The sequence below is a fragment of the Rhizobium sp. BK275 genome, assembly GCF_014193555.1.
GTDB lineage: Bacteria > Pseudomonadota > Alphaproteobacteria > Rhizobiales > Rhizobiaceae > Rhizobium.
In genome coordinates this window covers 1025371-1047507 of record NZ_JACHZL010000001.1, presented here as the reverse complement: position 1 = coordinate 1047507, position 22137 = coordinate 1025371, and the positions used below count along the sequence as shown (strand labels likewise).

General features: G+C 59.9%; 20 protein-coding genes and 1 pseudogene. 10 read left to right on the top strand and 11 right to left on the bottom strand.

All coding sequences use genetic code 11. The annotated features are described in order from the left end of the window. Positions 1–32: 32 nt before the first annotated feature. Positions 33–509, bottom strand: coding sequence for an Lrp/AsnC family transcriptional regulator (locus FHT82_RS04780; protein WP_183726782.1), 477 nt, complete (start codon positions 507–509; stop codon positions 33–35). A gap of 232 nt (positions 510–741) precedes the next feature. On the opposite strand from FHT82_RS04780, the gene FHT82_RS04775 reads away from it, so the two are divergent. The 3 genes from FHT82_RS04775 to FHT82_RS04765 all read left to right on the top strand — a co-directional run bounded on the left by FHT82_RS04775 (position 742) and on the right by FHT82_RS04765 (position 4273). Continuing rightward, positions 742–2067: an FAD-binding oxidoreductase gene (locus FHT82_RS04775; RefSeq protein WP_183726780.1), complete on the top strand. Its 1326-nt coding sequence runs from the start codon at positions 742–744 to the stop codon at positions 2065–2067. Between the two features lie 236 nt (positions 2068–2303). Next, entirely contained in the window at positions 2304–3296 is a 993-nt protein-coding gene (locus FHT82_RS04770; RefSeq protein WP_183726778.1) for an ornithine cyclodeaminase family protein, read from the top strand. After that, positions 3296–4273, top strand: coding sequence for a threonine/serine dehydratase (locus FHT82_RS04765; protein WP_183726776.1), 978 nt, complete (start codon positions 3296–3298; stop codon positions 4271–4273). The genes FHT82_RS04770 and FHT82_RS04765 overlap by 1 nt, the downstream gene beginning before the upstream one ends. 339 nt (positions 4274–4612) lie before the next feature. On the opposite strand, the gene otnC is transcribed toward FHT82_RS04765, so the two are convergent. The 3 genes from otnC to FHT82_RS04750 all read right to left on the bottom strand — a co-directional run bounded on the left by otnC (position 4613) and on the right by FHT82_RS04750 (position 7397). Beyond that, complete coding sequence (otnC, locus tag FHT82_RS04760; RefSeq protein ID WP_183726774.1) at positions 4613–5254, bottom strand: 3-oxo-tetronate 4-phosphate decarboxylase; 642 nt, start codon at positions 5252–5254, stop codon at positions 4613–4615. Further along, entirely contained in the window at positions 5251–6513 is a 1263-nt protein-coding gene (otnK, locus tag FHT82_RS04755) for a 3-oxo-tetronate kinase (RefSeq protein ID WP_183727306.1), read from the bottom strand. The genes otnC and otnK overlap by 4 nt, the downstream gene beginning before the upstream one ends. Before the next feature lie 179 nt (positions 6514–6692). Beyond that, positions 6693–7397, bottom strand: a complete 705-nt coding sequence (locus FHT82_RS04750) for an aspartate/glutamate racemase family protein (protein WP_183726772.1) — start codon at positions 7395–7397, stop codon at positions 6693–6695. A 522-nt stretch (positions 7398–7919) separates the two neighbouring features. On the opposite strand from FHT82_RS04750, the gene FHT82_RS04745 reads away from it, so the two are divergent. From FHT82_RS04745 to FHT82_RS30180, 6 genes and pseudogenes are all read left to right on the top strand, one after another. Beyond that, positions 7920–9242 (top strand): FAD-binding oxidoreductase, encoded by a 1323-nt coding sequence (locus FHT82_RS04745; protein WP_183726771.1) that lies wholly within the window; start codon positions 7920–7922, stop codon positions 9240–9242. A gap of 57 nt (positions 9243–9299) precedes the next feature. Then, positions 9300–10427, top strand: a complete 1128-nt coding sequence (locus FHT82_RS04740; protein WP_183726769.1) for an FAD-dependent oxidoreductase — start codon at positions 9300–9302, stop codon at positions 10425–10427. Further along, the gene (locus FHT82_RS04735) at positions 10408–10710 is read left to right on the top strand and encodes a (2Fe-2S)-binding protein (protein WP_183726767.1); all 303 of its coding nucleotides are present in this window, start codon (positions 10408–10410) and stop codon (positions 10708–10710) included. Before FHT82_RS04740 ends, FHT82_RS04735 begins: the two co-directional genes overlap by 20 nt. Next, positions 10707–12227, top strand: a complete 1521-nt coding sequence (locus FHT82_RS04730) for an NAD(P)/FAD-dependent oxidoreductase (RefSeq protein ID WP_183726765.1) — start codon at positions 10707–10709, stop codon at positions 12225–12227. The genes FHT82_RS04735 and FHT82_RS04730 overlap by 4 nt, the downstream gene beginning before the upstream one ends. Continuing rightward, positions 12224–13651 carry an aldehyde dehydrogenase family protein gene (locus tag FHT82_RS04725; protein WP_183726763.1) on the top strand — a complete coding sequence of 476 codons (1428 nt, stop codon included), beginning with the start codon at positions 12224–12226 and terminating at the stop codon, positions 13649–13651. The genes FHT82_RS04730 and FHT82_RS04725 overlap by 4 nt, the downstream gene beginning before the upstream one ends. Positions 13652–13745: 94 nt before the next feature. Beyond that, a pseudogene (locus FHT82_RS30180) lies at positions 13746–13925 on the top strand (XdhC family protein); the annotation flags it as partial. 327 nt (positions 13926–14252) lie between these two features. On the opposite strand, the gene FHT82_RS04715 reads toward FHT82_RS30180, so the two are convergent. The 5 genes from FHT82_RS04715 to FHT82_RS04695 form a co-directional block, all read right to left on the bottom strand. Next, a complete protein-coding gene (locus FHT82_RS04715) occupies positions 14253–14654 on the bottom strand; it encodes an SgcJ/EcaC family oxidoreductase (RefSeq protein ID WP_183726761.1) in 402 nt (133 codons plus the stop codon). A 133-nt stretch (positions 14655–14787) separates the two neighbouring features. Beyond that, positions 14788–15576 (bottom strand): N-acyl homoserine lactonase AttM, encoded by a 789-nt coding sequence (gene attM / locus FHT82_RS04710; protein WP_183726751.1) that lies wholly within the window; start codon positions 15574–15576, stop codon positions 14788–14790. 32 nt (positions 15577–15608) lie between these two features. After that, complete coding sequence (locus tag FHT82_RS04705) at positions 15609–17111, bottom strand: sugar ABC transporter ATP-binding protein (RefSeq protein WP_183726749.1); 1503 nt, start codon at positions 17109–17111, stop codon at positions 15609–15611. 9 nt (positions 17112–17120) lie between these two features. Further along, positions 17121–18161 (bottom strand): ABC transporter permease, encoded by a 1041-nt coding sequence (locus FHT82_RS04700; RefSeq protein WP_348647576.1) that lies wholly within the window; start codon positions 18159–18161, stop codon positions 17121–17123. A 131-nt stretch (positions 18162–18292) separates the two neighbouring features. Next, complete coding sequence (locus FHT82_RS04695) at positions 18293–19396, bottom strand: substrate-binding domain-containing protein (protein WP_183726747.1); 1104 nt, start codon at positions 19394–19396, stop codon at positions 18293–18295. Between the two features lie 317 nt (positions 19397–19713). Here FHT82_RS04695 and FHT82_RS04690 point away from each other — a divergent pair, with 317 nt between their 5' ends. Further along, a complete protein-coding gene (locus FHT82_RS04690) occupies positions 19714–20481 on the top strand; it encodes a FadR/GntR family transcriptional regulator (protein ID WP_183726745.1) in 768 nt (255 codons plus the stop codon). A gap of 146 nt (positions 20482–20627) precedes the next feature. Here the strand turns inward: FHT82_RS04690 and FHT82_RS04685 are convergent, their stop codons facing one another. Further along, complete coding sequence (locus FHT82_RS04685) at positions 20628–21341, bottom strand: 3-oxoacid CoA-transferase subunit B (protein WP_183726742.1); 714 nt, start codon at positions 21339–21341, stop codon at positions 20628–20630. A gap of 1 nt (position 21342) precedes the next feature. Continuing rightward, positions 21343–22059 (bottom strand): CoA transferase subunit A, encoded by a 717-nt coding sequence (locus tag FHT82_RS04680; protein WP_183726741.1) that lies wholly within the window; start codon positions 22057–22059, stop codon positions 21343–21345. Between the last annotated feature and the right edge of the window lie 78 nt (positions 22060–22137).

Genomic DNA, 22137 nt, shown 5'->3' with positions numbered 1-22137 from the left:
AGGCCCTCTGAAGGCCGCGCTGCAGCCTGTTTCTACAGCGGAAACAGGCTCGTCAGCGGCATATGCGCCCTGACGATCGGCGACTTCAGCACGACGAAGCTGAAATATTTGTCGATCCCGACATCCATATCCGTGAGGCGCTCCATGATCGTCTGGTATTCGCCGATCCCTGACGTCACGAATTTGACGAGGTAATCGTAGCCGCCGGAAACGAGATGGCATTCGATGACCTGCTCGACCTTGTCGATCGCTGCCAGGAAGCGGGCGAAATCGATCTGCCGGTGGTTTTTCAGGGTGATCTCGGTAAAGACCGTCAAGGTCTGGCCAAGCTTGCCGACATTGATCTGGGCCGAGTAGCCTTCGATATAGCCCTCTGCCTGCAGCTTTTTCACGCGCATCAGGCACGGGCTCGGAGAGAGCGCCACGAGATCGGCCAATTCCACATTGGTGATACGACCGTTCTTCTGCAATTCGTGGAGGATCTTGACGTCGATTCGATCGAGTTTCACGAAGCACCTTTTCGGGTTGCGGCCGTCAGAAGGCGGCAGATTATGCTGCCGCGTTCCCTTGATTAACCGTAACACATTGCCCTTGTCTGTCTATTTGGTTTTGAGCGTGCCCGCGAAGCACAACTGTCTGCGCATTTCCGGCATGACGGCATGTTCTGCTGCAGGCCGGTCGAACTCCAGCAGCGCCGTATCCGCAAAGCCCGCTAGATTATTAGTAACCGGAGACCGCCTCATGCCAGCACCCCTGCAATACGTTGAGTCATCCCTTGCACTTCCCGCGGCCGCCGATGCCGTGGTGATCGGCGGCGGCATTGTCGGCGTGTTTGCGGCCTATTACCTTGCCCGCCGCGGAATGAAGGTCGCCCTCGTTGAGAAGGGACGGATCGGCGCCGAACAGTCGAGTCGCAATTGGGGTTGGTGCCGCCAGCAGAACCGGGACGCCCGCGAATTGCCGATTGCGACAAAGAGCCTCGATCTTTGGGACCGTTTCGCCGCCGAGAGCGGCGAGGACACCGGTTTCCGCCGCTGCGGGCTGCTCTACCTCAGCAATAGCGAAGAGGAACTGGCCGGCTGGGCACGCTGGCGCGATTTCGCCCGGACCGTCGGCGTCACCACCCATATGCTCGACAGCGCCCAGGCGACCGAGCGCGGCCGCGCAACCGGCAAGCCATGGAAGGGAGGCGTCTTTTCGCCGACTGATGGCACCGCAGATCCGGCGAGTGCAGCACCCGCCGTCGCGCGTGCGATCCTCAAGCTTGGCGGCACCGTGCACCAGTCTTGCGCCGCCCGCGGCATAGAGACAGAAGGCGGTCGCCTTTCCAGTGTCGTCACCGAGCATGGGACGATCCGCACGACGACGGCGATCCTTGCCGGCGGCGCCTGGGCCTCATCCTTCTGCCGCCAGCTCGGCATCCGCTTTCCGCAGGCCGCTATCCGCTCGTCGATCCTTGCCGTCTCGCCGGGCGCCATCGGCCTTCCGGATGCGCTGCATACGGCCGCCGTTTCGGTGACGCGCCGCGCCGACGGCGGCTATACACTCGCCATCAGCGGTCGCGGCCGCGTCGACCCGACGCCGCAACAACTCAGGTTCTCGCCGCAATTTCTGCCGATGTTCGTCAAACGCTGGCGCAGCCTAGCCCCAGGCGGGCTTGAGGGCTTCCGCTCCGGCCATGAGACCTTGGCCCGCTGGCGACTGGACGCCCCCACGCCGATGGAGCGCATGCGAATCCTTGATCCCGCGGTCGATAAAACCACCATTCGCCTCACCCATTTGCGCGCGCTCGACCTCCTGCCTCCCCTGCAGAACACCAGCATCGCCGCCGCATGGGCGGGCTATATCGACAGCACGCCGGACGGGGTCCCGGGAATCGGCGAAATCGCCGCCGTGCCGGGTTTCATCCTCGCCGCCGGCTTCAGCGGGCACGGCTTCGGTATCGGTCCGGGCGCCGGCCACTTGATCGCAGACATCGTGACCGGTAACGAGCCGATCGTCGATCCCCGCCCCTACCATCCGGATCGCTTCCGAAAATCTGCCTGGGGTAAAGTCGCTGACTTTTAGATGAGGTCCCCGCATGCGGACCAACCTGAGCAAGCACCTCCTCCAATTTTTTTCGCCCGAGCTCGGACAGACGCCTGCCGCAACTCTCTGCCAAAGCCCCCATACGATACAAAACAATCTGCTTCAGGTCGCTGCGAATGCGATCACTGGTCTCGCCGATCTCCCACTATGGTGATTGTGGTTCAGGGTGTGCCGTGCCGGTGCATCCCATGAAGCCAAAAATCGAGAGGTCATGCATGAAAACGCTGCTGCTTAAGAAGGATGAAGTAAGACGGCTAATCGGCATGACGGAAATCATCGGCGCGGTGGAAGAGGCTTACAAAGCCTTTAACAGTGATCAGGTGGAGCAACCCGACTATATCGGAATAGATCTCCCACCGCCTCGTGGGGAAATTGACTTCAAGCTTGGTTATTACAAAGCCAATGAAGTGATCTCCATGAAAGCCTCTTCCGGAGGGTTCATTGATAACCCGACAGCACACGGCGTGCCCAATGGCATGGCGACCATTTTCCTGTTTGATGCCAGGAGCGGTGCGTTGATTTGCGTTATGGATGGAAGCTTGATCCTTGGTCTCAGAACGGGGGCGTCCGGAGCCGTCTCCGTCAAAGCCCTGGCGAGGAAGAACGCCAGGACGATCGCATCGATCGGGACAGGAAATCAGGCACGAATGCAAATCCGGGCGATCAACGAGATCATGAAGATCGAAGTGATCCACGCATGGGACAGTCGCGCGGACACGCTTTTCAAATACAAGACGGATATCGAAAGCGAATTTGGCATTCCCGTAATCATGGCAAACTCAAAAAAAGAAGCCGTTGAGCAGGCCGATATCCTGATTACGACGACTCGCGGGAAGGGGTCGCTTGTGGAAGCAGATTGGGTGAAACCCGGCACGCACATCGTTGCAATCGGCACCGACCAACGCGGCAAACAGGAGCTGGATCCGGAGCTCTTCAGGAACGCGAAGGTAGTCGTGGACTCAATCGCGCAATGCACAGAAAAGGGCGAGACCTGGCACCCGTTGAATAAAAACATCATCGCCAAAGACGACATTTATGGCGAGATCGGCGAGGTATTGTTGGGAAAGAAGCCAGGACGAGAAAGTGATGAGGAAATCACGATCTTCGATTCCACTGGGATGGCCATACACGACAATACGACAGCCAGCAAAGTCCATCAGAACGCCATAGCCAATAACGTCGGCACGTTCTTTCAGTTTTTTGAGTGATGACCATGCGCAATTACCCCACGATTCAGGACATCCGTGAAGCTCAGGAACGACTGAAACCGCACGTCAGACACACGCCGCTCTTGCGCGCGGACAAAATTGAGAAAGCCGCTGGTTGTCAGCTATATCTCAAACCCGAAACGTTGCAGATTACTGGCGCTTTCAAAATCCGCGGCGCCCTGAACAAGGCTCTCTCGCTCTCGAGAGAAGAGATCGCAAACGGCATTATTGCGACGTCGTCGGGCAATCATGCCCAAGGGCTTGCTTATGCCGCCAGGATGCTGGGCGTAAAAGCGATATTGGTCGTTCCGGTGACCACGCCCAAAATCAAGATCGAGAACACAAAAGCCCTCGGGGCAGAAGTCATTCTTTTCGATGGCGACACCGCCGCCAGATGGAAAAGGGTGTATGAAATCGCTGAAGAAAACAAATACGCAACTGTTCACGCTTTTGAGGACCCCATCGTGATGGCCGGTCAGGGAACGATCGGGTGTGAAATACTCGAGGACCTGGACGACGTAGATACGGTCATTGTTCCCGTGGGCGGCGGAGGCCTGATCTCGGGGATCGCCACCGCGATAAAAGAAACGAAACCATCGGTTCGCGTCATCGGGGCAGAGCCTGCTCTGACTCCGAAATATTTTCACAGCCGGATAAACAAGGAGCGCACATCGCTCCCCTTGAAGAACACCATTGCGGATGGTTTGAGGATAAGCGTTCCGGGTCAAAACCCGTATCCAATTATCGAAAAATATGTGGACGAGATCGTTCTCGTTGAAGACGAGCACATCATCGCCGGGATGCGTGCTCTTGCCAAGGATGCGAAACTGATCGCTGAACCAGCCGCCTCGATTGGCGTCGGAGCACTGTTGGCGGGCAGCATAGACGTCAAGCGCGACGAAAAAGTGTGTGCAGTGTTGTCTGGCGGGAACTGGGATCTACGCGACCTTGCCGAGATTTACAATGTAGCAGGGTAACAAGTTCCAGCTTCGGTCAGTTCACAACCCCGATCGCGGTTGAACGTCTGCGATTCTCATTGCCAAGCAGGAGTCTGCCGGTTCGGAATGCGGCGCGAACACGTCATTCGGCGATCAGCTTGGCGACGGGCTGCTCCACCCACCATCTCTGCTGATGCTGACCAGCCAGCGAAGGCTCGCTTGGGGTCCAGAAGCGGAAATTATTGCCGCTCAACCCTGTCTGTTGACTGACGCCCAAAGCCAAAGATCCCCAGGCAAGCACAATTTACACCTGTACCGCCTCATTCTGATCTAACGATGGTCTCCAAAAATTCTGGTTTTTACAGCTACAGCGGAGGGCTAATACGCGCTGAAAACGGACTTGAGCTCAACCACATTTTCATCCGACAGCATCCGCTTTGGCAGGCCACGCAGCATGAGGAGCAGTTTCGCCGTCTCTTCCAGTTCTTCCGCCGCATAGACGGCCGACGAGATATCTTTTCCGGTGACGACCGGGCCGTGATTGGCGAGAAGCACCGCAGCATAATGCCCCCCGAGCGCCCGGATCAAATCTCCCGCCTTCTCGTCTCCCGGCCGCACGTATTCGAGGAGTTTGACCTGGCCCACGCGCATCACAACGTATGGGGTGAGCGGCGGGATGCAATCGTCAGGGTCGATGTCGGTGACACAGGAGAGCGCGGTTGCATAGGTTGAATGAAGATGAACCACCGCTCCGGCCTGGGGCCGCGTTTCATAAAATGCCTTGTGCAGAAAAATTTCTTTGGATGGTTGGTCCCCTGACAGGTGCCGACCATCACGAGTGACTTTGCTGATCTTGACGGGATCTAGAAAGCCGAGACAGGAATTCGTGGGTGTCATGAGGATAACGTCATCAACGGCCGCGCTGATGTTTCCTGCGGAACCAACCGAGAATCCACGTTCATAGAGCGACTGCGACAAGCGTACGATATCCTCGCGGAGTCTGTTTTCCGAGCTACTCAACTTGCTTTCAACCTTTTCAGCGCTTTGACGAAGAAATCGGCAGAGCCGAAGTTGCCCGACTTCAGGGCAAGAGCGATCGGCTTTTCGCCGTCGGAAAGGAGGACTGGCACGCCCGGATCAATTTCCTGCCCAATCGTCAGCGACCCAAGATCCAGAGCCGAGACGACTGCGCCAGACGTTTCGCCGCCAGCAACAACCAACCGTGTCACGCCCGATCGAACCAGTTTGAGGGCTGTGTCGGCGAAAAAGGCGTCGAGCTTGGCTGCGACTTCCTCGCGACCATACTTCGCCTGAATGGCCTTGACTTCTTCAGGTGTACCGGAGGAGTAGGCAAGCGGGGCCTCGCCATGATTGCCCGTTATGAATTCTATGACGTGGTCGGAGGTGGTTTCGCCGCTCATCACCTTGTCGACGTCGATGGCTAGAGTCGGGTGGTTTCGCTTATGGACATCGATCTGTCCACGGGTCGCACCTGAGCAGCTTCCCGCCAGGATCGCTTCCGGCCCATCTCTTCCGATCAACCTGCCAGAGTTTCCTGTAGCGAGGCCGCACCGAATGAAGTTCTCGGCTAGACCAATCGCTATGCCGGACCCGCCTGTTACCAGCTTGTGGTCGGCAATCGCCGACCCGATAGTGATGAGATCCTGATCGGATATCGCATCGACGATCACCAACGTGTCATCCTTCGCGGCAAGCGTAGCGGCGACTTCCTCGGCACCCTTGCGAACCGTATCAAGCGCGACGTGCCCAACGGACGATCGGGTCTGGTATCGCAGCCATCGGCGAATGTCGGGGTCCGTCATGGGCGTAAGCGGATGGTTCTGCATCCCGGATTCACTCAGGAGCCGGTCATGGACGAACAGGTGCGCCATGTAGACAGTGCGGCCAGCACCGGGGAAAGCCGGGCATGCGACGACGCTTTTCACATCGAGAGCGTCCGCAAGCGCTTCGCCCACGGGTCCAATGTTGCCGTCACGGGTGGAATCGAATGTCGAGCAGTACTTGAAGACGATCTGCCGGCAGCCTTGGGCCAGAAGCCAGTTCAAGGCGCCAAGGGATTGCGCTACCGCCTCCTCGACTGGAATAGTTCGGCTTTTCAGGGCAACCACACCCGCCTCGACGTCGGCAGCTGCAGCGGTTTTCGGTACGCCGAGAAACTGCGCGGTACGCAGTCCGCCGTTAGGCGCCACGCCCTTTGCAATTGTGTTTGCAATATCGCTTGCGCCGGTAAAATCGTCGGCGATCACTCCTAAAAGCATTTCCCTTTCCCTTCTCCCCGCGCACACCATCCGATGGGACGGCTTGCAGCAAACTGTCTCCTTCAGCCGATGCCGCGCCGCCTGATGCACGAAGCCTTCTTTGGTCACCTCCTTGCGATCAGATCGCGCAGGTTCACGACGGCCTGTTCGGAACTGCTGAAAACCGGCAAACCTCTGCTCTAACTTTGCACACTTTCCTGGACGCGGAAGCGCGCGTTTAGTGCGGAGGACATGTGCAGCACACCAAGTTCAGGGCTAGTAAGTACTGGCACCGATGCCTCGCTCATCTCATTTAGAGCATTTGCCATTGATGCTTGAGCAAGAACAACCACGTCGACACCGCCCACGAGCGAAGCGAGACCCTCACGTATCATCGCATCATGCGCCGCCCTGTCCCCGTTTCGCAATTTATCAAAGGCTCCTTCACAAAGACGACTGGTGAGGAAAACGTTCCGACCCATCCTATGAGCATGGCGTTCAATTAGGCGGGTTGTGGGGTTCATTGTCGTTGCAAGAGTTGCAAGGACGCCAATTCGGCTCCCGCGCTGGATCGCCTCAATTGCCATCCCGTCATCTATACGGAAGAGGGGTACGGGGCAGAGCGGCACTGCCGCATCCACTGCAGGACCGAGCGAGGAACAGGTGACGAGGACCGCCGAAGCCCCCGCATCCACCGCCGACCAAATGTGAGTCGCAAGCCGCCGCATCGTTTGACGTGACAGCACGCCTTCGCGAATCGTGTTCCCTAGCAGGCTCTCATCTAACATGTTGAATGTGCGCCAACTGGGCAGATGGTGGCCAACGAGTTCGTTGAACGCGGGGATGATTCCGGGGACCGTATGGATCATGGCAAGCGCAGGGAACTCATGAACGTCTGTAGTCATGGCTTCATCTCTGTTTTTGATTGTGCACGCTCTTCAATTTTCTGTAGCAGCGGGTGATATGAACCGATCGCGGCATCTGTCGTGTTACGACCGGAAGTCGATTCGAAACCACTGTCGTCAGACGATGCTCCGTAACTTACATGCTCAACGACCGAACATTTGTCTGTCGTGCCGCCGAACACGGAATTTTCCGTCGTCCCTGCATGATCATTCGACGCATGCTGCTCGCCTTCCTCCGGTAGCTTCCCATGAGCTCACTTCCAGGACGCGCCATGACACCAATCTTTGATCCAGGCAGTCTGCCCCTGCCCACAGGGCATTTCATCTGCGACAGGCTGCTTCCGGCCGAAGATGTCATCGACACGTATCGCGCGTCGGACGGCAAGGCCTAGGCGTATCCCGCCCGGCTCGCACCGTCGTTCCAAGCCGATGCGATAACCGTCATTGCCGCAGATGTTTCTTCCGGAGGGGTAGGAACAGTGCCGTATAGATCAGCCGCCAAGATAAATTCAGGTCAATCCAATGTCTCCAATTATCAAACGCATACAGAACGATCAGCAGCTCCCCGCCAAGGCGGATGTCGTCGTGATCGGGGGCGGCATCATTGGTGCAACGGCAGCTTTCTTTCTCGCGGAGCGGGGACTGTCCGTCGCTCTGGTCGAAAAGGGCCATGTCGGCTGCGAGCAGTCGAGCCGCAACTGGGGTTGGTGCCGCCAACAGAACCGGGATGAGCGCGAGCTGCCGCTCTCGGGCGTCGCGCTGCGGCTATGGGGTGAGTTTGAATCCAAAATCGGAGAGGACGTCGGCTTCCGTCGATGCGGTCTGCTTTACGCTACGGACAATCCCCAGCAACTGGCGGAATGGGAAGCATGGCGTGCTACGGCCCGGCAGTTCAACGTCAATACGACGATGCTGAGCGCCAAGGAAGCGGCTGCCACGGTTCCGGCGAACGGCCGCCGATGGCTGGGCGGAGTGCATTCGATCGATGACGGCAAGGGCGAGCCTGCCATCGCCGCGCCGACGATCGCGAACGGCGCTCGCAAATTTGGCGCGACGATCCACCAGGAGTGCGCTGCCCGAGGCCTTGATCTGGTCAACGGCGCGGTGGCGGGAGTGATTACCGAAAAGGGGCTCATTCGGACACAAGCCGTCCTCTGCGCCGGCGGTGCCTGGACGTCGATGTTTTGTCGTCAGTACGGAATTCTTTTTCCGCAGGCAAGCGTGCGCCAAACGGCGCTTCGTACGCGGCCCACGGCGAATCTGGGCGAGGCGATCTATACGCCGGAGTGCGCGCTGACCCGCCGGCTGGATGGCAGCTACACGCTTGCCATCAGCGGCAGGGCGATGCTCGATATCACCCCACAAGGTATTCGATACGCCCGCTGGTTCATGCCGATGTTCATGAAGCGCCTGAAAGCAGTGCAGTTCGGCATCGGCAAATCCTTCCTTCAGGGTCCTGAGGCATTCGGAAGCTTGAACAAGAGCAAACCGACGGCCTTCGAGCGGATCCGCGCTCTCGACCCACCGCCGAGCCGCCGCACCATCGCGGCTATTTTGAAACGGGTCACGGAGCAGTTTCCTGCGCTGGCGGGGGTCGAAGTCGCCGACAGCTGGGGAGCCTACGTGGATTTCACGCCGGACGCGGTGCCGGTCATCTCGCCGGCTGACGGTGTGAGAGGTCTCTATTTGGCCGCGGGCTGCTCCGGCCATGGCTTCGGCCTTGGCCCGGGTATCGGCCGCTTGGCGGCCGACCTGGTTGCCAATGATACACCCTGTGTCGACCCCACCCCCTTCCGCCTGTCGCGCCTCCTTGATGGTTCGAAAGTCAAAGTCGGAGCAATCTGATTGCGAGGTCGGATCCGGAGAAGGCCGTCGGAATACGCGCCGAGGGAAGCTAGCGGAATGGATTACGACGTAATCGTCATCGGCGGAGGGCTGGTAGGCGTATCGATAGCCTGGGGTCTATCGAAATGCGGGGAAAGGGTTGCAATCGTCGACGAAGGCGATGTGGCAAACAGAGCCGCCCGGGCGAATTTCGGTCTTGTATGGAGCTCAAGCAAGGGCCTCGGCAATGCCGCGTATTCGCGATGGTCGCGAACCTCGACGGCGAACTGGCACCGGCTGGCAGCCGAACTTAAGGCCGAAACCGGCATCGACACTGGCTTTGTCCGGTCGGGCGGCTTCTCAATTCGGCTCACCGCAACGGAGCTGGAACGCGGTATCGCATCGATGGCGAAGCTCGCCGCCCAACCAGGAATGGACGCGGAAGGAACGCCACCCCTCGAATATGAGATACTCGACCAAACGGAGACGCGCCGCCATTTGCCCCTGGTCGGCGACACAGTGGCAGGCGCAATTTTCAGCCCGCTCGATGGACACGTTAATCCGCTGCGGCTGTTCGCGGGCTTTCATAAGGCGCTTAAGCAGCGTGGCGTTCATTATCTGCCGCATCGGAAGACGATTGCAATCAGTCATCGCGCAGCTACGTTCGAATTGGCCGGAGACGGGTGGCGACTCGGTGCCGGCAAGATCGTCCTTGCTGCCGGGATCGGCAACACCGCGCTCGCTCCGATGGTCGGGCTGAACGTTCCGCTCTCGCCCAGCCGCGGCCAGATCATTGTGACCGAGCGGCTGAAGCCTTTCCTCAGCCATGCCACCGGCTATCTGCGGCAGACAGACGAGGGCTCTGTGCTGATCGGCGAAAGCAAGGAAGCCACGATCGATCACCAGCGGCCGCGCGGGCCGATTACTGCGGTCATGGCTGAACGCGCTGTGCGCACATTCCCACTTCTAAAGGACGCCAGTGCAGTGCGGGTCTGGGCCGCATTCCGAGTGGTGACGCCGGACGGCTACCCCATTTACGAGCACTCAGAGAGGTTTCCTGGTGCGTTCGCATGTGCCTGCCATTCCGGCGTGACTCTGGCGGCCAATCATGCGCTGGTCCTGCCGCGGCAGATTTCAGCCGGCGCGCTTTCTGACGATCTTTCCGCATTTCATTCCCGGAGGTTCCATGTTCCGGCGGCTGCCTGACCGAAGGGAGAGTTCAATATCATTCACATTCAACGGCATGCCGACCATGGCCAGACAAGGCGATAGCGTTGCCGCCGCACTGTTGGCCGCGGGATATGACAGCACGCGTCGCAGCCCGGTGTCCGGCGCCGCCCGTGGTCCTTACTGCATGATGGGTGTCTGCTTCGAGTGCCTCGTCAAAATCGATGGCCGGCCGAACCGGCAGGGTTGCATGACCAACGTTGCGGAAGGGATGCGGATCGAGACACAGGACGGCGCGACCATGCCGAGGCAGGAAGAATGATTAGAAGCATTCAGTCTGCCACCGATCTCGCGCCTGCCTATGACGTCGTCGTCGTTGGCGCGGGTCCTGCCGGCCTCTCGGCAGCCATCGAAGCCTCGATCCACGGTCTCGCGGTTTTGCTTGCCGATGAAAATGAATCCCCTGGCGGGCAGATTTATCGGTCGGTCGAGCATGCATCAGATGCCGACCTCGCCCGCATGGGGCCAGACTACACTGCCGGACGGACGCTCATCGAGCGGTTTCGGCAAGGGAACTTGAGCTACGCCCCCCGTGCGACTGTGTGGAGCGTCGGGCCTGCTGACGAAGAAGTTTTCGACGGCGCGCATCCGCTCGAGGTCGGGATTTCGCTCGGCGGGATTGCTCGACCGATCGCCGCCCACCGAGTAATTCTCGCGACCGGCGCGCTCGAGCGTCCATTCCCGTTCCCGGGGTGGACCATGCCCGGCGTCATGGCGGCAGGAGCGGCGCAGATCTTGATGAAGTCGTCGGGCCTGGTGCCCTCGGGACGAACCATCCTCGCCGGGACCGGGCCGCTTTTGTACCTGCTGGCAAGCCAACTCCTGCGGGCAGGCGTGCCCGTGACAGCCGTCGTCGATACCACGCCGCTCGAGAACTGGCGCTCTGCCCTGCCTCATCTGCTTGGCTTTGCCACGTCACCCTATGCCCTCAAGGGCCTGAAACTTCTTTTGGACGTTCACCGTCGAACCCGTGTCATCCGCGGGGTGACAGCGCTCGAGGCGGCCGGTTCCGGACAATTCAGCGCCTTGCGGGTCCATCGCGGCAACAAGTCCCGACACATTCAAGGCGACCTGCTCCTTCTACACCAGGGGATCGCGCCGAATCTCAATCTCACGCTCGCAGCCGGGTGCGATTACGTCTGGGACGATCGCCTGGCAGCCTTCCGCCCGGTCGTCGACGGTCGCGGTACCAGTTCGGTTCCGGGGATTTCGATCGCCGGTGATGCGGCGGGAATTGTCGGCGCGGTTGCCTCAGCTTACCAAGGAGAACTCGCGGGCCTGTCTGCGGCGCTGAACCTAAATCGCATTGGCCGTGGTGCCTACGAACAGCGCCAGAACCAATTCGCGCGAAAGCTCGCTCTTGCGCTCAGGGGCAGGACTTTCATCGAGCATCGGTTCCGGCCCGGCAAAACGTTTCGCGTGCCCGAGGACGACGGCACCATCGTCTGCCGCTGCGAAGAAATAACGGCCGGCAAACTGCGTGAAGTTGCGGCGCTCGACGTGCCGGGCCTCAACCAGATGAAGGCGTTCACACGATGCGGAATGGGACCATGTCAGGGCCGGCTGTGCGGTCTGACCGCGGTTGAACTGCTGGCTCAATGCCGTGGCGTTCCGGCCGGCGAGGTCGGTTACTATCGGCTACGCCCGCCCATCAAACCCGTGCCGCTGGGCGAATTTGCGGCCTTGCCGCACACGGATGCAGCCATCGTGGCCGTAGCCGGATTCTTGGAATGCGCCTCCGATGGTGCGCCAGATGCCAACCATGGGAGCCACCAATGAAACATGCCGACAAGTTCTATATCGACGGTGAGTGGATCGAGCCCTCCGTGTCGAAAACGCTTGAGGTCATCGATCCCTCGACAGAGCAGCCGATGGGTACGATCGCACTCGGCAGCGCCGCCGACGCGGAAAAGGCGGTCGCGGCCGCGCGGCGGGCCTTTGCCTCCTTCTCGCAGACGTCCAATGAAGAGCGCATCGAACTGCTGAAGCGAATTGTTGCGATCCTGAAGCGCCGCAACGACGAGCTCGGCGATATCATCTCACGGGAAATGGGCGCGCCGCTCGCCATGGCCCGAGCTGAGCAGGCCGGCATCGGCGCTGTCCATTTCGAGCAGACGATGAAGGCCTGCGAGACCTTTGCCTTCGACTACATGCAGGGGACCACACGCATCCTGCACGAGCCGGTCGGTGTCGTCGCGATGATCACGCCGTGGAACTGGCCGATCAACCAGATCGCTTGCAAGGTCGCTCCGGCGCTCGCCACCGGATGCACCATGGTTCTCAAGCCTTCGGAGATTGCTCCGTTCAACGCCGTGATTCTCGCCGAGATCATGGATGAGGCCGGCGTGCCGAAGGGGGTCTTCAACCTCGTTCAGGGCGACGGGCCTACGGTTGGTGCGGTGCTGACCAGCCACCCGGACGTGGACATGGTGTCCTTCACCGGGTCGACCCACACCGGCATTGCCGTGGCGCAGGCCGCGGCACCGACCGTCAAGCGGGTGCATCAGGAGCTCGGCGGCAAGTCGCCGAACATCATCCTGCGCAGCGCCGACTTTTCAGCCGCGGTCGCCGCCGGCGTACGACGGTGCTTCGGCAATTCCGGCCAGACCTGTACCGCGCCGACGCGAATGCTGGTGCCGGCGGAGCGAATGGACGAAGCAAGCGCAATCGCCGCGAGGGAAGCGGCTGCGCTCGTGGTCGGTCCCCCTTCGGATCCGCGCACCAACCTCGGACCAGTCGCAAGCGCCGCGCAGTTCAACAAGATCCAGGCGTTGATCGAACGCGGCATCGCGGAAGGAGCGGCGCTGGTCGCGGGTGGCCCTGGCCGCCCGTCGCATCTCAACGCAGGTTACTACGTGCGCCCGACCGTGTTTGCCCGCGTCACCAACCAGATGACGATTGCGCGGGAGGAGATCTTCGGCCCAGTGCTATCGATCATCGGCTATGACAATGAAGAGGAAGCGATTGCGATCGCCAACGACACGCCCTACGGCCTGGCAGCCTACATTCAGGGCGATCCGAAGGAGGCGCGCGCGCTCGCAGGCAGGCTGCGCGCCGGAACCGTTCGCCTCAACGGCTCCGCCTGGGACGCAGCGGCACCTTTCGGCGGCTACAAGCAATCCGGCAATGGTCGCGAGTACGGGAAGTTCGGACTGCACGAGTTTACCGAGATCAAGGGCATAGCCGGATACTTGAACGAGTAACCTCGCGCCTGGTAGTGGCGCCCTCGCGCGCATAAGCAAGAGATGCTCGCGTAGCCACGGCGGCCACCGCCGAGCTACACTACCCGGTTGGAAAGGACCTAGCAGGGCGCATCAACGGCGGCAGGAAGTACTGCGGAAGGCAGGCTTCCGCGAAGATGAACTGGCACGAATCAAGGCACCGATCGGTCTCTTCGACCCGACACGAGACTCCACTTCAATGGCTCTGTCTGTACTCGCCGAGGTCGCGGCCACACGTTTGGACGTGTCGCGATGACACGGTTGGAGGAAACCAAGGCCTCCGTCCGACATGGACGAGGCCATACGGGTCATCGGCCAGCTACGATGCGTCGGTGCAGGTGTTGGTCGAATGTCCGACATGACGACGCAAAGGCGCCGGCGAGCCGAACCACAATTGACATCAAGCAAGATGCCTGATCAGCGTGTTCGCCATGAAGGGATGTGAACCGTCGACCAGCTGAAGTCCAGGCTTTGGCCTCCAGCAATACGCCGCAAGAAATAGCAAGATCAGGCTGGATTCGCGATATTGATAGAGGGCAAATCCTTGCAAACACTTGATTGTTCAAGCCATACGCTTGCCGAGTCAGGATGTCCCGCTTCTGGACGACATCACGGTCGAAAAATGATGTAGCGCGATGAGCCATTCGCCTTCCGTCTCCACCACAACAAACGAAGAGCGGACCCTGTTATGGACGATCTTACCGTCCAGATGACGATTTACGATGTCGCCAAAGCCTTGCGCGATAAACAGGCCTTCGCTCATTGAACGGATATTCTGATCGATGAGAGAAAGCGTAACGCCCTGGAGAACAGCCTCATAGCTGCCGAAATACTCCTCCACCTCCGAGCGCCCAACATAGAGCCTTGGCAGCAAGCCAAAAAAAACCGCGTCGCTGGTGTATATCCGGGCGAGCGCCTTGCTATCCCAGGTCTCTGCCGCATCGTTCCACCGCTGCTCTATCTCAGTCAGAATTTTATCATGCATTTGAAAACAGGTGCTCTCAGACGGACGCTTTGCGGCGGCCGTCGCGGGTTATGTTTTGGGTCGAGTATGAAAGGTGGGCGTGTCAACGCCTGCCGTCAGCGGTTACCCGCCGACGGCATCGTTCCAGTGCTGGTCAATCGTAGTATTCTACGGGCGCCTTCTTGAAGGTCTGCCAGGTTTCCATGTCGTGACCGGGCACGACGATCGCGTTTTCCTTCTCCACGATACGCCGCAGCCTGCGCACGGATGCGGCGGCCTCGCGTGCCGATGTGAGCGCTCCGGGCAGGCACTTCTCGTTCCAGTGATCCATCGTATAGGCGGCGTCGATCGCCAGCAGGATGGGGCCGGTGTTCGGCAGGCGGACCATGATTGACTGGTGACCCGGCGTATGCCCCGGCGACAGGAACGTCTGTACGCTTCCATCGCCGAAGACATCGTACTGGTCTTCGTCTTCCATAACATCCCAGGTGATGCCGTCCTTGGTCAGGTCCTTTTTGATGTAGCCGCCCTGCATGAACCAGTCGGCCGAGAAGGCCCAATCGATCTCGCGACGCTGCACCAGATGGCGAGCCTTGGGGAAATTGCCGCAGGCGCCGGAGTGATCGAGATGCAGGTGCGAGTGAAGCACGAACTTGATGTCGTCCGGCTTCATGCCGATCTTGGCGAGCTGGTTCACGCAGCCTTCCGCCGGATCCATGATCGGGTAGTATTTCTTGGTCGTATCGCCCCACCAGCCCTCCGGATCGTGGGCTGCCTCGACGGCCGTGCCGCCATCGATGACGATGTTGCCCTTGGGATGGACGATCAGATACCAGGGTATTGGCGTGAAAAACGGATCCTGGCTGTAGCCGAGCTTGATGTCGACTTCCTTCTGCCGGATCTGCCCGGTCTGGAACATGTAGAGCCTGATATCGGTACTCATGGGGTCTCCTCCTGTCGTGAATATGCTGCGGCCTATGCCGCGGTTTTCGATTTGCCGCTGAGTGTCACGGCTAGTAGCTCATCGTAGGTCCAGTCGGTCTTCGGGGCTTCCGCGACGCGGTTGCCGTCGTGGATGACCATCACGCGATCGGCCAGTGCCAGCGTCTCGCGCAATGACGACGACACAAGCAACACCGCCGCGCCTTCTTGCGCAAGCTGCAGGATGATGTCGTAGATCTCCTTGATCGCCCCGACATCCACACCGTTCGTCGGCTCGACGATGATGTAGAGCGATGCCCCGGCGCTCATCCATTTGCCGATGACCACCTTTTGTTGATTGCCGCCCGAAAAGAAGCGAACCTGAATGGCGGAATTGCGCGGGCGCACCGCAAGTTGGCCCATCACGCCATCCGCATATGCCTTCGTCGCGCCGGGGCGGATCGTGAGAAATCGCTCCAGCCTGTTCAACACGGGAAGGCAGATGTTCTCGGCAACCGACAGCGCCGGAAAGAGCGCCTGTTTGCGGCGGTCCTCGGGAATAAGGGCCACGCCCGAACGGCGCGCGGCAATCGGTGTCCCGACATCGATTGCCTTGCCGCGCAGGCTGGCCCTGCCCGTATGGCGGACGACACCGCCCAGTGCGCGCGCAACGTCCTCCATGCCGCCACCGACCGGCCCCGTGATGCCCAGAACCTCGCCCGCACGGACCGTGAAGGAGAGCGGAGACAGGTTGGCCGTCGCCAGTTCCTTCACGTCCAGAAGAACCTCCTGGCGAACCCGGCTGCCGTCATTGTAGGTCGACAGCTCTGCACGATTGCGGTCGACCATCAGTTCGGTGACACGGTCCTCGGTGACTTCGCCCCGGTTCAGTGTGCCCGAGACCAGCCCGCCGCGCAGGATGGTCGCACGATCGCAGATCTCCTGCACCTCCTTCAGCCGATGGGAAATGTAGACGATGGCGATACCTTGCTTCTTGAAGCGCTCGATGATCCGGAAGAGCAACTCCGATTCCGCGGCCGAAAGGCGAGCCGTCGGTTCGTCCAGCACGATCAGCTTGTAGCGGCGATGGAAGAGCGTCGCGAGCGTGACCAGTTGCATCTCGGCTGCCGACAACGTGCCAGCCAGACGGCGCGCATCGAGATCGATGCCCATTTCTGCCAGGATCGCCGTCGCATCGTCGTGGATCGCCCGGTCGCTGACCCCGAACCGCCCCGGTTCGTTGCCAAGCAGGATATTCTGTCCAACGGTGAAACTCGAAACGAGTTCGGCGTCCTGGTAGACGGCCCCGAGACCGAGGCGATGTGCCTCGGGCGGGCTGGGAACCCGCACGGGCGCGCCTTCGAGGAGGATTTCCCCGGCGCTGGGGGAATAGACGCCGGTGAGGATCTTGATCAAGGTCGACTTGCCGGCGCCGTTTTCGCCGAGCAGGCCATGGACCTCGCCGGCAAGGAAGCTGAGGCTCACGCCTTTCAGCGCCTTGGTGCCGGCAAATTCCTTCTCGAGGTTCTTCAGTTCGACGAGTGCTGTTCCGCTCATGACCCCGCCTCAGATGAACTTGAGATGGACTTCTTCGCGGTTGAGAAGCGCGTTGGCGCCGACCGCGATGATGAGGACCAGCCCCTGGAAGATATGACGGGCGGCAAACGGGAAGCCGACCATGTTCATGCCGGAATCCACCATGTAAAGGAAGAAAACGCCGACCAGCGTGCCGAGCAGATGCGGCTTGCCTTTGCCGAGCACGGTCGCGCCGAGGAACACGGCAGCGAATGCCTCCAGCAGATAGCCTTCGCCACCGACGGGCTGCGCTGAGGAGGAGATCGACGTCACGATCACCCCGGCAATGCCCGACATGAGTGCAGACAGTATGAAGGCGAGGATGACCCAGCGATAGACATTGATGCCGGAATAGAAGGCCGCCATCGGATTGTCGCCGACGGCCGCGATGTAATGACCGATGCGCGTGCGAGTGGCGGCGATCAGGGCAACGAGGAAGACTGCAAGCAGGATGAGGACCGGAACGCCGATGATGCCGAGCTTGCCCTGGCCCAGATAGAGGAAGGCCGTTTCGTCGTAGCCGACGGGTACCTGATAACCGCCGGTGATGAAGATGTTGATGCCCGAAAGAACGAACATCACTCCCAACGTCACCACGATGCCGGAGAGTCGCCCATAGGTGACGAGAATGCCATTGACCGCGCCGATCAGGCAGGCGGCAACGAGCGCGACGGTAATCGCGGCCCACGGCCCAAGGATCGGAATGAGGAAGGCGACAAGGATCGATGACGTGGTCACGGTCAGGCCGATCGACAGATCGAAGCTGCCGGAAATAACCACCCATGTGAGGCCGAGCGACACAAGCGCGCTGACGATCATCGAGAACAGGATGTTGTTGAGGTTCGACACGGTCGCGAAATAGGGCGAGGCGATGGAAAAGCCGACCGCAGCCATCACGAGCACAATGATCGTCCCCCAGCGCCGCAGAAAGCGCATGGCGGAGGACTCCTTTCGTGCGACGGTCTGTGTCTTCGCCACGGCGTCTTGCATCGTCTTCGCCTTCGCGAGGCTTTCCTGCTCAGCTTGCGTCACTGTTCTGTTCCAGTCGTTCTTGATAGAGGGCAAGCGCCGGTCTGCACCGCAACAGCTTGCCTGTGCGTTGTTCGTTGGGAGATGCATGCGGCGGGCGGGAAGACGATGCCCGCCGCATGCCAGGCTGGCCCTTAGCCGCCGAACTGCTTGAGCAAGGCGATCGCTTGCTCGTCCATACTCTTGAGCTCAGCCAGGGCTTCCGCCGCCTGATCCGGCGTCTTGGTGATCACGGGGATACGGTAAACGAGGTTCGGCACGTCCTCGCCGCGGGCCAGTTTGACCGCCAGTTCGCCGGTCTTCCGACCGATCTCGGGGAACGGCGAGTCGCAGCTGAAGACCACGGGAACCTGTTTGGCGGCCCATGCTTCGAGAAACTGGGTCGACAGATAATGATTGAACAGCGGGACGTCGTCGCGGTTCATCTGCTTCAGCGCCTGCCCCGCACCGAGCGTGAAGGGCCACCACCACGAGATGAAGGCAGCCAGCGATCCGGGCTCGGGATTGGCCTGCAAGAGCGACAGCATGTTCTTGCGACCCACGGAGATTTCGTCGGTCGTTCCCTGCCCACCGTCAATGAAGGGAAGTACCTTCATGCGCGGTTCGTAGCGGCACATCAGCTCGAACATGTCGACTTCCATGTCGAACGGCGTGAAGTAGCCGCGCTGCTCGGCGGTCTGCGCGAAAGTGCCCTGACGCTTGCAATAGTTCTGCACGAAATAGCCGAGCGTGGTGGCGGTGCCCCACACATCGTCCATGACGGCTGGAGAATCCTTCACGGGGATGGTGAAGCCGACAGTCTTGATGCCACGCTTGTGCGCTTCGTCTGCGATATAGGCCGTCTCAGACTCCTGAGAGTAGATGCCCATCACGAGAGCGTCGATGCCGCGATCAAGCAGCGCGCGGGCGGCGGCCTGTTCACTCGCCTTCGTCGGCTCGCCGCGAACGGTGACGACTTCGCCGCCGGCATCAAGGACCGCCTTGACGATTTGCCAGCAGCCGCGACGCCACGGCTGGTTGAAAGGCCCATAGGTCAGCGGCACGCCGATGCGCACCTTCTTGCCCGGCGCGGGCGGCGTGATCTCTTCCGCCCTCGCGACCGTCGCAGATCCCGCAAGCGCCGCGCCGCCGATAACGCCGGCGGCGCCCATCAAGAGCGTGCGGCGACTGAATTGCGCATATTCGGTGGCCTCCTGGGCCAGTTTTCGTAGCCGTTCTGTATCGTCAAAGAAGCTCATGTTTTCCTCCCTGTGCTTCGGATTTCGACCCGGTAGGCCCGGCGCTTGTCGTCACCGGACGACGGCAGGGCACACGTCGCCGGCAGCGTTCGACCCACGGCCAACGCCTTGCCGCTTCTATGAGCCGGAAATCCGTCGTGGTGACCGTCAGCCACCCTCCTCTTGTAACCAGTGAACCATATTACTTGGTTGCCTGACAAGTTAATTATGCTATTGTTTTGGAAAAAGATGCAATGGGGCATTTGGAGACGGCAAAGCCTGATAAAACAGTCTGCGGATGATAAAGTCAGGTAAACGGAAACGCTCGGAGGACGCGCATGGTGCTAGATGACAGGGTAACTCGTGGCCCATCGCTTGCGGATTCGGTCGCCGGCCGCATCCGTGCCGATATCACGTCGGGGGCCTATGCAAAGGGCGACAAGCTTCCGACAGAGCGCGATCTTGCTGAGAAATATGGCGTGAGCCGACCGATCATACGTGAGGCGATCGGCTTACTGAAGCGAGACGGTCTGGTCGCAACCCGTCAGGGGCTTGGCGCCTTCGTCATCGAGACGAAGGAGGTTGCCTTCCGGCTGGCAGGCGTCGATCTGACCGATGCCCTGGATGTCCAGAACGTCATCGAGCTGCTGATGGCGGTTGAGGCCGCCGCGACGGCGCTGGCGGCAGAGCGGCGTTCCGAAGAGCAGCTTGGCGAGATCGAGCGGCGGCTCAACGCCATCCAGACGGCATTCGACAACGGTGAGGCCGGCATTGAGGAGGACCTGGCGTTTCACCGGGAGATCGTCGACGCTTGCGGCAATCCGCATTTCCGGGAAATGTCGGACTTTCTCGAATCCCATGTCCGCAACTTCATCCGCAAGGCGCGTGCCAGCACGTTACGCAACGCCCTCCTCAAACAGGTACAGGCCGAGCACATCGCGATCTATAATGCCATCGCCAAGGCCAACCCGCAGGAGGCTCGGCTTGCGGCGGAGGATCATCTGCGCGGTGCGGCCAACCGTTTGACCTTGCTCCTCAAAGGATCGAATGAGGAACAAACATCAGGAGAAAGCTCTCCAGATCGCGGGCCGCTTGTGCCACGCTGACACCGCGTTCCTTGACGAGCTTTACGGCCTCATCTTGATTCCCGACAGAGCTGTCGTCGTTGCATTCATGCTCTCCGGTTTCATGCGGAACACATTAACTCAGTTTCCAGGAAACCGGCAGCAGGCCGAAGACGCTTATGCGGGCGCTAGCCAATCAACCAGCTTTTCCCGCATGGCCTCGGAAGAAATGCATTACTCCCTGAGAAAGGGCTATGCGACGTCAGATCTATTGCCAAGGCAGCTTGCGTCTTGGCAACAATCTCCTCGACTGTGACACCGTCAGCCAGTTCGATCAGTGTCATACGGGGATCACCGAACCGCGCCACTTCAATGACCCCGAGATCGGTAATGACCAGATCGGCAACGCGACGACCAGTCAGCGGAAGGCTGCATTCCTTGACAAGCTTCGGCTCGCCCTTGGCCTCATGCTCCATCACAACAACCACGCGTTTGACGCCGGCCACGAGGTCCATGGCGCCACCCATGCCTTTGACCATCTTGCCGGGGATCATCCAGTTGGCGAGGTCACCGCTTTCTGACACCTGCATGGCGCCCAGGATTGACAGGTCGATATGCCCCCCGCGGATCATCGCAAAGCTGTCAGCTGAGGAGAAGTAGCTACTTTTCTTCAACTCCGTGATCGTCTGCTTGCCCGCATTGATCAGGTCCGCGTCTTCCTCTCCCTCAAATGGGAAGGGTCCCATGCCCAGCATGCCGTTTTCGCTCTGCAGTGTCACCTCTATGCCCTCAGGGATAAAGTTCGCGACGAGCGTTGGAATGCCTATGCCAAGATTGACGTAGAAACCATCCTGAAGTTCACGCGCTGCGCGAGCAGCCATCTGTTCACGTGTCCAAGCCATATCAAGCCACCTCCGCCTTGGTCTTCGGGCGAACCGTTCTCTGCTCGATCTTCTTTTCCGGATTGGGAACATGAAGAATTTTCTGAACAAATATGCCTGGCGTATGGATCGCATCGGGGTCGATCTCACCCGTTGACACGAGATGTTCAACCTCGGCGAAAGTAACTTTGGCGGCAGTCGCCATCATCGGGTTAAAATTACGGGCGGTCTTGCGATAGATTAAGTTGCCTTCTGTATCACCCTTCCAAGCGTGGACGAGCGCGATATCCGCAACAAGTCCGGTCTCCATCACATAGTCCTCACCGTTGAACTGGCGGACTTCCTTGCCCTCCGCGATCAATGTGCCCGCGCCAGTCTTGGTATAGAAGGCCGCTATTCCGGCACCACCGGCACGGATGCGCTCGGCAAGAGTTCCTTGTGGATTGAATTCCAGCTCCAGCTCGCCGGACAAGAACTGCTCGGCAAAGAGCTTGTTCTCGCCAACATAGGACGAAATCATCTTCCGGATCTGTCGGGTTTTAAGCAAGGTTCCGAGACCTGCGCCATCGACGCCGGCGTTATTTGAAATAACCGTGAGATCGCGAACACCTGAAAGGCGGACGGCCTCAATGAGTGTCGCTGGAATGCCGCAAAGTCCAAATCCGCCGGACATGATCGTCATGCCGCAGGTTAGAACCCCAGCCAGCGATTCAGCCGCATTTGTAATGATCTTACGCAATTATCCCTCCAATACTACCCGGATAGCCCTGCGACGGTAGCGCTGGACCCGAACGGTATTTGCCATCTGATAGCGAAC

Coding starts and splice junctions, on each gene's coding strand:
- FHT82_RS04750 (WP_183726772.1), bottom strand. CDS start 7,397: ATGACTACAGACGTTCATGAGTTCCCTGCGCTTGCCATGATCCATACG.
- FHT82_RS04730 (WP_183726765.1), top strand. CDS start 10,707: ATGATTAGAAGCATTCAGTCTGCCACCGATCTCGCGCCTGCCTATGAC.
- FHT82_RS04715 (WP_183726761.1), bottom strand. CDS start 14,654: ATGCATGATAAAATTCTGACTGAGATAGAGCAGCGGTGGAACGATGCG.
- FHT82_RS04695 (WP_183726747.1), bottom strand. CDS start 19,396: ATGAGCTTCTTTGACGATACAGAACGGCTACGAAAACTGGCCCAGGAG.
- FHT82_RS04775 (WP_183726780.1), top strand. CDS start 742: ATGCCAGCACCCCTGCAATACGTTGAGTCATCCCTTGCACTTCCCGCG.
- FHT82_RS04735 (WP_183726767.1), top strand. CDS start 10,408: ATGTTCCGGCGGCTGCCTGACCGAAGGGAGAGTTCAATATCATTCACA.
- otnK (WP_183727306.1), bottom strand. CDS start 6,513: ATGCTTTTAGGAGTGATCGCCGACGATTTTACCGGCGCAAGCGATATT.
- FHT82_RS04685 (WP_183726742.1), bottom strand. CDS start 21,341: ATGGCTTGGACACGTGAACAGATGGCTGCTCGCGCAGCGCGTGAACTT.
- FHT82_RS04740 (WP_183726769.1), top strand. CDS start 9,300: ATGGATTACGACGTAATCGTCATCGGCGGAGGGCTGGTAGGCGTATCG.
- FHT82_RS04705 (WP_183726749.1), bottom strand. CDS start 17,111: ATGAGCGGAACAGCACTCGTCGAACTGAAGAACCTCGAGAAGGAATTT.
- attM (WP_183726751.1), bottom strand. CDS start 15,576: ATGAGTACCGATATCAGGCTCTACATGTTCCAGACCGGGCAGATCCGG.
- FHT82_RS04745 (WP_183726771.1), top strand. CDS start 7,920: ATGTCTCCAATTATCAAACGCATACAGAACGATCAGCAGCTCCCCGCC.
- FHT82_RS04770 (WP_183726778.1), top strand. CDS start 2,304: ATGAAAACGCTGCTGCTTAAGAAGGATGAAGTAAGACGGCTAATCGGC.
- FHT82_RS04690 (WP_183726745.1), top strand. CDS start 19,714: ATGGTGCTAGATGACAGGGTAACTCGTGGCCCATCGCTTGCGGATTCG.
- FHT82_RS04725 (WP_183726763.1), top strand. CDS start 12,224: ATGAAACATGCCGACAAGTTCTATATCGACGGTGAGTGGATCGAGCCC.
- FHT82_RS04765 (WP_183726776.1), top strand. CDS start 3,296: ATGACCATGCGCAATTACCCCACGATTCAGGACATCCGTGAAGCTCAG.